At 63.2% G+C, this 13956-nt stretch carries 13 protein-coding genes; 4 read left to right on the top strand and 9 right to left on the bottom strand.

Annotation, left to right across the window (positions count from 1 at the left end):
* From ABWU19_RS08880 to ABWU19_RS08865, 4 genes are all read right to left on the bottom strand, one after another.
* A partial coding sequence (locus ABWU19_RS08880; protein WP_435901350.1) for a CapA family protein occupies window positions 1-851 on the bottom strand: 851 nt, incomplete at its 3' end.
* Between the two features lie 52 nt (window positions 852-903).
* Window positions 904-1710 carry a hypothetical protein gene (locus ABWU19_RS08875; RefSeq protein ID WP_435901349.1) on the bottom strand — a complete coding sequence of 269 codons (807 nt, stop codon included), beginning with the start codon at window positions 1708-1710 and terminating at the stop codon, window positions 904-906.
* On the bottom strand, window positions 1707-4142 hold the full coding sequence (locus ABWU19_RS08870) for a Lon protease family protein (RefSeq protein WP_435901348.1): 2436 nt from the start codon (window positions 4140-4142) through the stop codon (window positions 1707-1709). Before ABWU19_RS08870 ends, ABWU19_RS08875 begins: the two co-directional genes overlap by 4 nt.
* On the bottom strand, window positions 4135-4824 hold the full coding sequence (locus ABWU19_RS08865; protein ID WP_435901347.1) for a dienelactone hydrolase family protein: 690 nt from the start codon (window positions 4822-4824) through the stop codon (window positions 4135-4137). Before ABWU19_RS08865 ends, ABWU19_RS08870 begins: the two co-directional genes overlap by 8 nt.
* A 263-nt stretch (window positions 4825-5087) precedes the next feature.
* Between ABWU19_RS08865 and ABWU19_RS08860 the strand changes: the two genes are divergently transcribed.
* On the top strand, window positions 5088-5891 hold the full coding sequence (locus ABWU19_RS08860; RefSeq protein WP_435901346.1) for an NYN domain-containing protein: 804 nt from the start codon (window positions 5088-5090) through the stop codon (window positions 5889-5891).
* A gap of 41 nt (window positions 5892-5932) precedes the next feature.
* Entirely contained in the window at window positions 5933-6565 is a 633-nt protein-coding gene (pdxH, locus tag ABWU19_RS08855) for a pyridoxamine 5'-phosphate oxidase (protein ID WP_435901345.1), read from the top strand.
* Window positions 6566-6738: 173 nt separating this feature from the next.
* On the opposite strand, the gene ABWU19_RS08850 is transcribed toward pdxH, so the two are convergent.
* From ABWU19_RS08850 to ABWU19_RS08840, 3 genes are all read right to left on the bottom strand, one after another.
* On the bottom strand, window positions 6739-7536 hold the full coding sequence (locus ABWU19_RS08850) for a M48 family metallopeptidase (RefSeq protein WP_435901344.1): 798 nt from the start codon (window positions 7534-7536) through the stop codon (window positions 6739-6741).
* Between the two features lie 197 nt (window positions 7537-7733).
* On the bottom strand, window positions 7734-9332 hold the full coding sequence (locus ABWU19_RS08845; RefSeq protein WP_435901343.1) for an FAD-dependent oxidoreductase: 1599 nt from the start codon (window positions 9330-9332) through the stop codon (window positions 7734-7736).
* A gap of 126 nt (window positions 9333-9458) precedes the next feature.
* Window positions 9459-10451, bottom strand: coding sequence for an ABC transporter ATP-binding protein (locus ABWU19_RS08840; RefSeq protein WP_435901342.1), 993 nt, complete (start codon window positions 10449-10451; stop codon window positions 9459-9461).
* Between the two features lie 141 nt (window positions 10452-10592).
* On the opposite strand from ABWU19_RS08840, the gene ABWU19_RS08835 reads away from it, so the two are divergent.
* Window positions 10593-11279: a phosphoribosyltransferase gene (locus ABWU19_RS08835; RefSeq protein WP_435901341.1), complete on the top strand. Its 687-nt coding sequence runs from the start codon at window positions 10593-10595 to the stop codon at window positions 11277-11279.
* A gap of 121 nt (window positions 11280-11400) precedes the next feature.
* Here ABWU19_RS08835 and ABWU19_RS08830 read toward each other — a convergent pair whose 3' ends face one another.
* Both ABWU19_RS08830 and ABWU19_RS08825 read right to left on the bottom strand, forming a co-directional pair.
* Window positions 11401-12267 (bottom strand): DMT family transporter, encoded by an 867-nt coding sequence (locus ABWU19_RS08830; RefSeq protein ID WP_435901340.1) that lies wholly within the window; start codon window positions 12265-12267, stop codon window positions 11401-11403.
* A gap of 131 nt (window positions 12268-12398) precedes the next feature.
* Window positions 12399-12836, bottom strand: coding sequence for a universal stress protein (locus tag ABWU19_RS08825; protein ID WP_435901339.1), 438 nt, complete (start codon window positions 12834-12836; stop codon window positions 12399-12401).
* A 214-nt stretch (window positions 12837-13050) separates the two neighbouring features.
* On the opposite strand from ABWU19_RS08825, the gene ABWU19_RS08820 reads away from it, so the two are divergent.
* On the top strand, window positions 13051-13863 hold the full coding sequence (locus ABWU19_RS08820) for an AfsR/SARP family transcriptional regulator (protein ID WP_435901338.1): 813 nt from the start codon (window positions 13051-13053) through the stop codon (window positions 13861-13863).
* Window positions 13864-13956 lie beyond the last annotated feature (93 nt).

Raw genomic sequence — 13956 nt, 5'->3', positions numbered from 1 at the left:
TAGAAATCGTTCCCTCCGTGTCCCTGTCCATGTTTTTCAACTTTTGTCGTGTACTTAGGAAGCCGGTATAAAAGGCCCCAGTCGTTGCGCAAAAGGGGGTCTACCGCGTAGTCGTCCACAAAATCGCCGCAGTCGTAGAGGATGGGCCTGCCACGGTAGACCTCAATGCCCTGGAAGACGTGGGCGCTATGGCCGTGAAAAACATCGGCCCCGGCCTCTATCACCGCCCGGGCAAAGGCACGAAACAGAGGCGGCGGGCGCAGGCGCATATTGGGCCCCCAGTGGGCCGAAACCATCACCAGCCCGGCGCCCAGCCTTCGGGCCTCCTCAATTTGCTCACGCAACACCGCAACAGATTCAGGGACAGCCGGCAGGTAATGGGTGCCCGGCGCATCCTGGCCTGCTTTCCAGCCCGGTTCGTTGTCGGTGAAGGCCACCACACCCACCTTCAAGTTCGCGGCCTGCAAAATGGCCGGGCGACGGGCCTGCTCGAGGTTCCTGCCCGCACCCACATAGGCAATTCGGGCCTGCTCGAGCAGTTCCAGCATCTGCAAGAAGGCTTCCTCCTGGTAGTCGAGCACATGGTTGTTGGCCAGCACCACGCAGTCTATGCGGGCCAGCTGGAGGGCCTCGAGGGCACGGGGATGGGCGCGGAAGTGGAAGGCCTTTTCCCAGCGGCTAAAGGGCCTGCCCCTATCGGAGATGACGCACTCGAGGTTGACCACCCGCAGGTCGGCTTGGTGCAGTTCCTCCAGCACGTTTCCGAAGGGGTAAGCTGGCCCGTAGCGCAGCAGGACCTCGTTCACCAGGCGGCCCAGCATCAGATCACCTGTCAGGCAAATGGAAACCATGTCCTTCCTCCCAGCCCAGCTTGGGCCAATAGTCGAGCAACTTCGGCGTTTTTCATCGCACCACCAGCAGCGGCGCCGACAAACGGGCCAGCAGATCCTCCAAGCCTTCCCCGGCCAGCAGGGGCAGGTCGGCCCCGACCACCAGCCCATCGCAGCCGCTGCGGGCAAAGACCTGGAGCAGTTGTTCCAGGCCAACCTCCCACAGGTGCACGGGCCGGATCAGGGCGCCCTGTCGCACCTGCCAGGCCTGCACGGCAGAGGTCAGGCCATTTTCGCCCAGTATCACCACCGTCAGGGGCTGGGAGGGGTCCTCCATGAAGGCCCGGGCTGCTTCCAGCAGGGCCTCGGGGTTGCTGGCCTGGGGGTGCAGAACCACCATCGGATGCCAAAACGGCACCCCCCGCGGCTGCAACAAGACCCAGCGCGCCGCCTGGGGCAGCACCAGCCGCAGCGCAGCGGGGGTCGGCACCGCCAGGCCCATCACCCGGCCTGCGGTGCCAATCACCCATAAATCCTCCTGCGCCACCCCTTCGTTCAGGGCTCGCTCGAGCTCCCCCCGCAAAACTTGGGCCTGCCAGGCCACCCCCAGCCGCCGGGCGGCCTGCTCGAGCTCGGCCTGGGCCTGGGCCGCCAGGGCCCGTAACTGGGCCTCCAGCCGCGCTGGGTCTACCCCGCCGCCCCAGGGACTGACCTGGCGGGCCACCGGCAGGCGGGCCCAGCGCAGGAGGCGGGGGTCTTCCAGGAAAAGCCCCAGCACCTCGGCCCCCAGCCGGGCGGCCAGCTCCACCGCCGCAGCGATGCTCTGGGCGTCGCGGGCGGCCACATCCAGGGCCAGAATGACCCGGCGGATGCGGTTCATGCACCCCCCCCTGCAGGCGGCGCAGCAAAGGCCCGTACCTGCTCGGCAAAGGCCATCAGTTGGGCCTCCACCCGGGCATTCAGGCTGCCCTGGGGGAAGCGCCCGTCCTCGCCCCGTTCACCCGCCTCCTGGCCCGTGAGAATCGAAAGGGCCTCGTCCACCGTGTCCACCGCCCAGACCTTGAACTGCCCCTGCGCCACTGCTGCCACCACCTCGGGTCTTAGCATCAGGTGCTGAACGTTGGCCCGGGGAATAATCACCCCTTGCTCGCCATTCAGGCCCGCATCGCGGCAAACCTCGAAGAAGCCCTCGATTTTTTCGTTGACCCCACCAATGGGCTGGGCCTGGCCGTGCTGGTTAACCGAGCCGGTAATGGCAATCCCCTGGCGGATGGGCACCTGGGCCAGAGCCGAAAGAATGGCGCACAGCTCGGCCATGGAGGCACTGTCGCCCTCCACCCCGCTATACGACTGCTCGAAGACCAGGCTGGCCGAGAGCGAGAGGGGCCGCTCGCGGGCGTAGCGCTCGCCCAGGAATCCGGCCAGAATCAGCACCCCCTTGGAGTGCAGGGGGCCTCCCAGCGCCACCTCGCGCTCGATGTCCACCACCTCGCCTTTGCCCAGCCGTACCCGCGCGGTGATGCGGGTGGGGTGCCCAAAGCTATAGCCCCCCAGGTTAAGCACGGTAAGCCCGTTGACCTGCCCCACCCTGGCCCCGCGGGTGTCCACCAGCAGGACACCCCGCCGCACCGCCTCCTGCAGGCGTTCCTTAAGGCGGCTGGCCCGGTAGACCTGCTGCTGGATGGCCTGCTCGACATCCTGGGCAGTAATGACCGGGTGCTGGGCCTGGGCGGCCCAGTGGTCGGCCTCGCGCAGCAGATCCAGGAGGGCCTCGAGCGCGGTCGAGAGCTTGTGGGCGTCGGCGGCCAGACGCGACCCGTGCTCGATCACCCGGGCCACCGCCTCTCTTTCCAGGGGCCGCAGCTGCTCGCGCTGGGCCAGCAAAGCAATCAGCCGCGCATAGGCCTCTTCGCTTTCGGGGGTGCGCTCCTGGGCGTCCTCGAAGTCGGCAGCCACCTTGAACAGCTCGAGGAAGTCGGGGTCGTAGGCCGAGAGCAGGTAAAAGAGCAGCCGATCCCCCACCAGAATCACCTTGACCTGCAGGGGAATGGGGGCCGGTTGCAGGGTGACGGTGCTGCTCAGACCCAGCACATCGCTCACCGAGCGAATCTGGATCTCTTTGGCCCGCAGGGCCCGTTTGAGCTCCTCCCAGGCATACGGCTGCAACAGCACCCGCCGGGCATCCAGAATCAGATAGCCCCCATTGGCGCGGTGCAGGGCCCCCGGGCGAATCAGGGTGAAGTCGGTGACCAGGTTGCCAAACTGGGCGCGGTACTCGATGCGGCCCAGCAGGTTGGCCAGCGAGGGGTAGTCTTCTTCCACCACCGGGGCCCCCCGGCTGCCGGAGTTGTCCACCAGCAGGTTCACCCGGTAGCGCTCGAAGCTGCGGCTGTCGGCGAGCATCTTGCCCAAAGCGGCCTCGAGGGGGTTCTCCGCGTCGCCCGGGGCTGCCATGAACTGCCCGGCGTTCTCGATCAGGTCTTGCTCGACCATCTCCAGGTACCCCAGCACCTCGGGCAGCTCGAGGTAAAAAGCGCGCACCCCGCCCAGCAGGTGGGCAATGGCGTGGCGGGTTACCTCGCGGCCCAGCTCACGGATTTTGGCCCGCCGCTCGCTCTCCCACTGTGGGGCTTGCTGCAGGATGGCCTGCAGCTTCTGGTGCAGGGTCTCCATGGCTTCCTGGATACGCTTTTGTTCTTCTTCGGGCAGCTTCTCGAACTCTTCGGGGGTGATGATTTCCCGGTTGCGCACCGGGGCCAGTCCCATGCCCATGGGGGTGCGGATGATGGCGATGCCCTGCTGGTTGGCCTCGGCCTGGAGGGCATCGAAGCTGGCCTGTTGTTTTTGCTTGAGCTCCTCTTCGATAATCTGCCGCCGGGTGCGGTAGTCCTCGCTCTCGAAAGCTGCCGGAATGGCCACCCGCAACTCCTCCACCAGGCGCTCCATACTGGCTTTGAGCTGGGCACCCCGTCCGGCAGGAAGGCGCAGGGCCTGGGGCTTGTGGGGCTCGAGGAAGTTGTGCACATAGGCCCAGTCCTGGGCGGGGGGCTCGAGCTCGGCCTGGGCCTGGGTAAAGTGGCGCACCAGACTGAGCTTGCCCACCCCCATGGGCCCCAGGGCAAACAGGTTGTAGCCTTCATGGCGGATGGTCAGCCCAAACTGCAAGGCCCGGATGGCCCGCTCCTGGCCGGGAAATTCCTGCAGGGGCTCGAGCTCGGCGGTGGTGCGAAAGGCAAAGCGCTGGGGATCGCAGGAGTTGCGCAGCGCGTCTACCGGTAGCAGGTTGGCCTCCAGGCTTGTGGGTTCAAGCATGTTCCGCCCCCTTGGCCAGGCCCAGATGCTTCACAAACCAGCCCCGTGCCAGCCGGGCCACTTCCTCGAGCTTCCCCGGCTCCTCAAAGAGGTGGGTAGCCCCCGGCACCACCACCAGCTTTTTCTCGCAGGAAAGCCGCTCGAAGGCCTGCTGGTTGAGCTGTAGCACCCCCTCGTCCCAGCCCCCCACCAGCAGCAGGGTGGGGGCCCTGACCTTTTCCAGGGCATCCCCAGCCAGGTCGGGCCGCCCCCCACGGGAAACCACCGCCCGAATCCGCTCTGGAAGCCGCGCCGCCGCCATCAGGGCCGCCGCAGCCCCGGTGCTGGCCCCAAAATAGGCCTGCTCGAGCTGCCGGGTTGTGGGCTGTTGGGCCAGCCACTCGCTCGAGGCCACCAGGCGTTCGGCCAGCAGGCCAATATCAAAACGGTACTGCCGGGTGTGAATATCCCGCTGCTCCTCGGCCTCGGTGAGCAGGTCCAGCAGCAGGGTCGCCAGCCCAGCGTGCTGTAGCTCCTGGGCCACATAGCGGTTGCGCGGGCTGTGCCGGCTGCTGCCGCTGCCGTGGGCAAAAACCACCACCCCACTGGCCCCCGGGGGGATACAGAGATCACCCGCCAGCACGGCGACAGAACCAAGGGGAATAAAAACCGGTTCGCAGGGGAAGGTTTGCGGCGTCGTCATGGTCAACCTCGCTCAACAGCCTGGGGTAGGCGCTTCTTCCAGATAAGACTGAACCCGGCCAATTACCAGGGCGTTACCAGCGGTTGTGGGGGGCAGAAAAAAGCACCTGATACCGGATTCAAAAAGATAGTCTTCAAACAAAAAATCCTAAGAGGCTATCTTTTTGAATCCTAGAGCACTCCCTTTGGTCGGGTTAGTTCGCCACCATTCGGTGACGAACTAACCGAATCTGGTATGACCCCTATACTTGAGCAAGGTGAATCATGGCAGGCCGATCCGACATCAAAAACATGGCCTTGTTTTGCGATTTCGAGAACATCGCCCTGGGGGTGCGGGAAGCCAAGTACCCCCGCTTCGACATCCAGAAAATCCTCGAGCGGCTCTTGCTCAAAGGCAGCATTGTGGTCCGCAAGGCCTATTGCGACTGGGAGCGCTACAAGGAGTTCAAAGCCACCATGCACGAGGCGGGCTTCGAGCTGATCGAGATTCCCCACACCCGCCTCTCGGGCAAAAACTCCGCCGACATCCGGCTGGTGGTCGACGCCCTCGACCTTTGCTACACCAAGTCGCACGTGGACACCTTTGTCATCATCAGCGGGGACTCCGACTTCTCGCCGCTGGTCTCCAAGCTGCGGGAAAACAACCGGCTGGTCATTGGGGTGGGGGTCAAAAAATCCACCTCCGACTTGCTGACCGCGGCCTGCGACGAGTTCATCTTCTACGACGACCTGGTGCAAGAGGAGCTGGCCCAAAAACGGGTTGCCAAGCCCAGCAAACCAGGCGCCAGGAGCAAAGCTGTCGAAACGCCGCAGGATAAACAGCAGGAGGCCCTCGAGCTGGCGGTCGAGACCCTTCTGGCCCTGCAAGCCGAGCGCGGTGGGGAGGAGCGCATCCTGAGCTCGCTGGTCAAACAGACCCTCAAGCGGCGCAAACCGGGCTTCAACGAGGCCTCCTATGGCTTCCGCTCCTTTAGCGCCCTGCTGGAGGAAGCCCAGCGCCGGGGGCTTTTGCGCCTCGAGCGCGACGAGCGCTCGGGGGGCTATATCGTGTACCCTCGAGGTGAGTAAGGCCCCCAATTGCGGCCCTGGGGAAAGGGCAGAATAAAGGCATGCTGCGCGACCTTCGTAGCGACTACACCTACGGCACCCTGAACGAGCAGGACGCCGACCCCAGCCCCTTCCGGCAGCTAGAGCGCTGGCTGGCCGAGGCCCTCGAGACCCACCTCTACGAGCCCCACGGCATGACCCTCTCCACCGTGGGGGCCAATGGCCGCCCCAGCAGCCGGGTGGTGCTGCTGCGGGGGCTGGATGAGCGGGGTCTGGTGTTTTTTAGCAACTACCACAGCCGCAAAGGTAGGGAGCTCGAGGCCAACCCCTGGGCCTGCCTGAACTTCTGGTGGCCCCCGCTGGAGCGTCAGGTGCGTGTCGAGGGGCAGGTCGAGCAGGTTGAACCCCAGCTCTCCGACGAGTACTTTGCCAGCCGCCCCTACGACAGCCAGATTGGGGCGGCGGCCAGCCCCCAGAGTGAGGTGATTGCCAGCCGGGAGGTACTCGAGCAGCGCATCGCCGAGCTTAAGGCCCGCTACCCCGAAACCGTGCCCCGCCCGGCCCACTGGGGGGGCTACCGCCTGAAGCCCGACACCTTTGAGTTCTGGCAGGGTCGCCCCAACCGCCTGCACGACCGGCTGGTCTACCGCCTGCAGCCGGATGGCAGCTGGAACATTGAGCGGCTGGCCCCCTGAGGCAGTAGTGTCTCCATAAGCGAAATGCGAGACGCCGTACCGAAAGTTCGCTTTAGGAATTGCGCCAGGTATGCATTGACTCATTCCGCTGGTTTTGCCAATCTGCCCTGGCGCAACTGTGAGGCCTGAACTCCCCCGGGGGTGAGCAGCCCACAGGTCATACCGGCTTCTGGCTACCAGTACAGACCCAGGCCCAGTTCGTGCAAAGCCTGATGTCGGGCTTTGTAGTCGGGCATGATCTGTTCGACCAGGGCCCAGAAGCGGGGGCTGTGGTTGAGCACCTTCAGGTGGGCCATCTCGTGCACCACCACATAGTCCAGCACCCGCAGGGGCAGCATGACCAGCCGCCAGTTAAAGCGCAGCTCGCCTTTGGCGTTACAGCTCCCCCAGCGCTTTTTCTGGTTGCGGATGAGCACCCTGGGCATGGGCCAGCCCAGCTCGTCGGCGTAGTGCTTTACCCGCCGGGTAATAACCTCCTCCGCGCGAACCCTGTACCAGTTTTCCAGCATCTCGCGCACCTCTTCGCTGTGCACGTTTGGAGTCCCGGCCTGCACCAGCAAAACATTGCCCTTGAGGGCCACCGCGGCCTGGCTTCTGGGCCTGGGCAAAAAGTCGAAGTCGAAGAGCTCGGGCTGAAAGAGGGCATCCGGACAGCGCTTGCTTCCGGCCACAGGTTCAGTCTGCACCTGCAGGCTAACCCGGCGGCCCAGGTACAGGAATTCTTCCCCACTCACAAATCGCTTTCGTGGCTCCAGGCGGCTCTTAAACTCGCTGTATTTTTCAGCAATCCAGCGGGCTTTGGTATTGACCAGGGCAACGACCTGCTCCAGGGGCATGCGTTTGGGTGCAGCAACCCGCACCCCTTGAACGTCAATGGTAATACCCACCGTCCGGCGGCGGGCACTGCGGCGGATGGTATAGCGGATGGTTTTGTTCTGGTAGTACAGGGTGGCTTTTTCTGTTTCTGGCATCCGGGCTTAATCCTATCCAGAACGAGCAAATCAAATGGTGAGATGAGGGCTTGTAAATTTAGGTAGTGCCTTATTCGTGCAACCACTTTTGTTTGTATACAGAATCCATTCTTAATACTTCAATTTGTTGCCATTCTCACAAGCGCTCCAGTACGCTGTCTTCCACAGACAGCCTGGGCTATTGTGCGGATAAAGCGCTAGATGGCCTCGAGGATCTGGGCTCTGGCTTTTTCCTGCTCGAGCAACTTCCGATCTGTATCCCATCCCAGTTCACAGCCCATCAGTTCAGCTACCTGAGGCACAGCCGCCAGTGCCGCTGAAGTATCGAGGAAGGCCAGACGGGTGCGGCGGGCCAGCACGTCGAGGGGGGTCTGGGCCATCTCGTAGCGGGCGGCATAAATGACCTCGGCCTCGAGGTAGGGCCACTCCTGCGCCAGCCGATGGTCGTAACCTTGCGCCGCAATCTGGGCCACCAGCGGGGCACGGGAGCCATAGGCCTGGTGGAGGTGCTGGGCAACATCCGGGGGAAAACCCATCTGCTTTAGCTTTTTGGCTCCATCTGGCACAAAACCCTGCCCCCCCAGAAGCGGGATTTGCTCAGTGCAGGAGGGGCCTGCTTGCAGGCCAAACTGCCCCACGGCATAGTTGACCAGATCCAGCGCCATCTTGCGGTAGGTGGTCCACTTGCCGCCGGTAAGGGTCAGTAGCCCCGAAGGGCTTTGCTGAATCAGGTGGTCTCGAGCCAGCCGGGCGGTGTCGGCCTCGGGGCGCGAGACCAAAGGGCGCAGCCCCGACCAGCTGGCCCGCACGGCTTCCCTTGGAATCTCACCCAGGTAGGGCTTAACCTGCCTGAGCACGTAGCCGATCTCCTCTTCACTCACCCTGGGGTGGTCTACGATTGGGGCAGGGTGGTCGGTAGTACCCACCAGGGTTGCACCCTGCCACGGCAGCACGAACACCACCCGCCCATCCTCGGTTCTGGGAATCAGCAGGCCTGTATCGGAGGGGCTATATTTTTTGTCCAGCACGATGTGAATTCCCGAACTGGCCTTCAGCAAAGGCGGTGTGCTGGGGTCGTCCATGCGCCTGATGGCGTCGGAGAAAGGGCCGGTGGCGTTGACCACCACCCTGGCGGCCACCTCCACTTCGCCACCACCCAGGCGGTCTTGTACAACCGCACCCACCAGGCGGCCGTTTTGCTTGGGCAGGGCTGTTACCTGGGCATAGTTGAGCACCACCGCCCCCTGCTGAGCAGCAGTCAGCGCCAGTTCCACATTAAAGCGGGCATCGTCGAACTGCCCATCCTGGTAGGCCACCGCACCTTTGAGACCCTTGGGTTTAACCAAAGGGAAACGTTCCAGGGTACCTTGGGCATTGATGAACTGTGCAGGCTGCAGGCGGGCTCCGCCGGCCAGAAGGTCGTACAGCTTCAGTCCGGTGTAGTAGTAAGGCACTTCCCAGACCCTATACAAAGGGGTCAGAAGCCACAGGGGGCGGGCCAGGTGGGGTGCGTTCTTAATCATGGTGGCCCGCTCATGCAGCGCGTCGCGCACCAGGTTGAGCTGCACTTTGTCAAAGGTCTTGACGGCAAGCTCCAGGTAGCGTACCCCCCCGTGAATCAGCTTGGTGCTGCGGCTCGAGGTGCCCTCGGAAAAATCGTAGCGCTCCACCAGGGCGGTTTTCAGACCCCGGCTCGCAGCTTCAAGGGCCACCCCTGCCCCGGTGGCACCTCCACCGATTACCAATAGGTCGAAGGTTTCCGAGGCAAGCCTTTTCAGCAGTTCGGTGCGTTCCATAGCTCTACGCAATAGCCTAACCCAGGCAGCAGAAGGCCACCAAGGGTCATTGGTCTGTGCCAGGCCGGGTTTTTACACCAATGATTGACCACTAAAAGCCCAGCACCGGGAAATCCAGCCGCTGCCTCAGCCTTCAGCCATCAGGCTGGAGTTGGCAAACACCTGTCCAATTACCTCTTCGATGGCGGGCTCCCGCACTTCCAGGTCGTCTATGGGTAGCTCGTGCAGCATCCGGCTCACCAGGGCCACCAGGTCTTCCCTACGTACTAAAAGCCGGGCCTCGAGCCCCTCCCAGGCCCGCACCTCGCCAAACTGCTCCAGCCGCGCTCTGGCTATAGGCTGCCCCAGCTGCAGGCGCACCTCGCGGTATGGGGCGAAGCGCTCGAGCAGCCCCTCCAGCCCCCCATCGTAGATCAGACCCCCCCGGTGAATCATCAAAACCCGCTCACATAGGGCGGTGATGTCGGCCATGTAGTGGCTGGTGAGCAGAATGGTGGCCTGGTAACGCTGGTTGTAGGCACGCAAAAACTCCCGCACCGCTACCTGGGCGTTGACATCCAGCCCCAGGGTGGGCTCGTCCAGAAACAAAACCTGGGGCCGGTGCAAAAGCGCCGCCAGCAGTTCGGCCTTCATGCGCTCGCCCAGGCTCAGTTTGCGCACAGGCTGGTTTAGCTTTCCCTCCAGCGAAAGCATCTCGCTCAGCTCGGCAACACGCTTTTTGAACTCAACCTCGGGAATTTCGTACACCGCAGCGTTCACCCGAAAGCTGTCGGCTGCCGGCAGGTCCCAGATGAGCTGCTGCTTGTTGCCCATTACCAGGGTGATCTTGCGCAAGAAAGCATACTCTCGCTTGAAGGGCTGGTGTCCGGCCACTTCTACCCGCCCCGCGCTGGGGTAGATCAGGCCCGACAGCAGCTTGAGGGTGGTGGTCTTGCCAGCCCCATTAGGCCCCAAAAAGCCCACCACTTCGCCCGGTGCAATCTGAAACGATACGTTTCTGACCGCCTCTACCTGCCGGTATTTGCGCTTAAAAAAGTGCCGCATGGTGCCCACAAAACCGGGCTCTTTGAGGGCCACCGGATAAAACTTGGAGAGGTTTTCGGCCCGAATTTGGCTCACCTGAAGCAGTATAGCCCGACGAAAGGCGTCAAGTAGCCATCCAGCAGCGCCAGACCAAATTTGTAATCAAGCGGTAATGCCTGGGTGGTAGGGTGGGCGGAGCAAGGGGTTCCTTTGGGTATGGCTAAACAGGAGGTCAGCATGAGGCCCTTTAAAGACCGCAGCCAGGCTGGTGAACTGCTGGCCGAGCGGCTGGTGGAACTGGGGTATGATCAACAACCCAACCTGCTGGTGTTTGGCCTGCCTCGAGGGGGTGTTCCGGTGGCCTTTCAGGTGGCCCGCCGACTAGGGGCACCCCTCGAGGTCTGGGTAGTACGCAAGCTGGGCACCCCCGGCCACGAAGAGCTGGCCATGGGGGCCATTGCCTCGGGCGGAGGGCGGGTGCTCAACCAGGAGATTGTGGACAGTTTGCAGATTTCAGCCCAGACCATCGCCGCCGTCGAACAGCAGCAGCTGGCCGAGCTACAGCGCCGCGAGCAGCTGTACCGCGGCCACCGGCCTTTCCCCGACCTAAGGGGCAAGACTGTTTTACTGGTCGACGATGGGCTGGCTACCGGGGCCACCATGAAGGCCGCCATCGCCGCGGCCCGGCAAAAAAAGCCCGCCCGGCTGGTGGTAGCCGTGCCGGTAGCGCCGCCCGATACGGTGGCGGAAATTCAGGCCCTGGTGGACGAGGTGGTCTGCCTGATCACCCCGCCTTTTTTCCAGGCGGTGGGCTTGTGGTACGAACACTTTCCCCAGACCTCTGATGAGGAAGTGCTGGCCTTGCTGCAAGCCGCCCGCCCGTCCGGTGCTTCGGCCAGGCCAGTCCCATTTGATGCAGGGTAAAGGCGTAGATGTCGGCCTGCTCCTCGCTCAGCATCCGGGTGGGCTTGCCCAGGTCGTGTCCGGCCTGGGTCTGAACTCGAATAAGGATGGGGGCAGGGCCTCCCGCAAACTCGAGGGGGGGCTACATCTCCGGGGTAACCTGCTCGGGGTGGGGTTTTGCGCTTCTGAGCTGGCTGATCAGGGTCGCGGCAATAATCAGACCGGCCCCCACCAACCCCTGCAATCCCAGCCGCTCGCCCAGCAAAACGTAGGCGAAAGCCACCGCATACACGGGCTCGAGGGTAAAAATCACCGCGGCCTGGGGCGCCGGAACCAGGCGCTGTCCCAGGGCCTGTAGCCAGATGCACAGCGCCGAGGCCACCAGACCCAGGTACAAAAGCGAAAAGTAGGGAAAGCCGGCGGCATTCCAGACAGGCCCTTCCCAGAACATCCAGACCAGCGAAAGAAGGGCGACGGTCAGCATCTGCACGCCGGTGAGGGCAAGGGTCGAAAAACGCTGGGCAAAGTGCTCCAGGCGCCAGATATACACCGCATACGACAGGGCGGTTCCCAGCGTCCACGCATCACCCAGGTTGAGCGGCGAGCCGTCGTAGGACAGGAGCCCCACCCCCAGAATAGCCAGCCCCGCCGACGACCAGATGGGCCAGCCCAGGCGCTGCCCCAGCACCCCCAGCAGCATGGGCAGGGCCACCACGTACAGCGTGGTAATGAAGGCGCTGCGGCTGGCGGTGGTGTGCTGCAGGCCCACGGTCTGGGTCAGGTAGGCCACAAACAACACCCCCCCGAGCTCGAGGCCCGCCACCCACAGCCTGGGGTCGCGCCGGAACAAAAACGGCACAAAAACCAGCGTGGCAATGGCAAAGCGCACGAAGTTGATCTGTCCGGGTTCCAGGCTTTCCAGGCTGTCCTTCACCAGCACAAAAGTGCTACCCCAAAACAGTGTAGCCAGGTTGAGATAGATTAGTCCTAAAAGCTGGCCGCGACGCACAAGAAAGAGTTTACCGGTTTCCCAAGCCCGTGTTCGCCGCTTTTTGGAAAGACCCTCGAGGGCCGGGCCTTTCCCAGCGGATGACAGCAGGAGGCATCAAAAGGCAGTGTCCTCAAGTGGCAACGCAGGCCTCAAACCTCGTGCACCTCACGCAGCGAAAAGCGTTGCAACCAGGGCTTGCGCTGGGCCTGCATCCCCGTGGGCACCACCTGAACGGGCACTGTAGCGTTGGCCAGAATGCTCTGGGCGACCAAACCCAGCACCTCCGGGGCTGGCCGGGCAAGATCGTGACTGCCTATCACAATCAGGTCGGCGTGGGTTTGCTGGGCGGCTTGGGCTACCACTGCGCCAATGTTCTGGCTGCCGGGCTCTACCAGCACCACCCGCGGCGGGTGGCGGGCCCCCTGCGCCATCCTGGCAAAGGTCTCGGGGGTCGAGGCGCTGGTGTTCTCGAGCACATGCAGCAACGTCACCTTGCAGCCCAACCAGCGGGAAAGGTTGAGGGCATGCTGAACAGCCGCCAGGCTGCCCGCCCCCAGCCCCACCGGAACCAAGATGTGACGAAACACAAGCACCTCCCAAACTCGAAACCAGGATGAATCCCAGGCATTACCAGGCTGTTACCAGCTATAACGCTCGTGCGCGGGCAGAGCAACCCCAGGAAAACCTGGCCGTATGACCTTGCCCTGCCCGCAAATCACGCACTTTCCCAGCCCGCTACTCCAGAAGCCTCTACTCCTTTTGGCGGATGAAGCGGTAATGGTTTTGTAACAAAATTAAGCCATGAAAAGGATGTCGTACCGTTCAGAACAGGCTGCGCCTGCGCTCGAGGTACGCACCTTGGGCCAGGTGGAGGTTTTGGTTGCAGGCCGTCCTGCTATCTGGCATGCCCATACAGCGGAGGAACTTTTCTTCTACCTGCTCTCGTACCCCGAGGGCAAAAGCAAGGCGGAAATCCTCGAGACCCTGTGGGGCCTCGACCCCGACCCGGTAGCCAACAACCGTTTCCGGGTAACGCTCTTTCGGGTTCGCAGCGCCCTGCAGAACCCCCAGGCCATTCAGGAGGATCACGGACGCTATAGCCTGAGCAAGGTCGTTTTGCAAAGCACCGACCTGTACAACTTCTATCAGGCGCTGTCCGAGGGCCACCGGGCCAGCTCTGATACAGCCCGTCTGGAGAGCTACCACAAGGCCATTGCGCTGTACCGGGGCGATTATCTGCCGGGTTTCTCGACCAACTGGGTCTCGCAGGCCCGCGAAGAACACAAAACCGCCTACGTGCAGGCCCTGCTCGAGGTGGCCCTCATCTACCACGACCGCACCGACTGGGGGAATGCCGCCACCTATCTCCAGCGGGCGCTAAAAGCCGACCCCTACCTGGGCGAGAACTACCACCAGCGCCTGATGTGGTGCCTGGCCGCCGCAGGGGATCGCTACGGGGCCATCGAGCACTACCGTCGCTTTGTGAAATTCCTACACGAAGAGCTGGGGGACACCCCCATGCCCGAGACCCAGGCCCTGGCCGAACACATCAAGCTAAACCAGCCCCTCCTGCCCTACCCCGAGATGCCGAGCCTCTACAGCCATGTGGCCTGACGGGCCCGCGCCAGGGCTGCCTGCAAACCAAGCCCCATTCGTCCTGTAATGCCCAGGTAATTGGTAAAACCTTGAATCGAGATAGGAGGCGGC

The sequence above is a fragment of the Meiothermus cerbereus genome, from assembly GCF_051297115.1.
Lineage (GTDB): Bacteria > Deinococcota > Deinococci > Deinococcales > Thermaceae > Meiothermus > Meiothermus cerbereus_A.
This window is presented reverse-complemented; position numbering and strand designations above follow the sequence as displayed.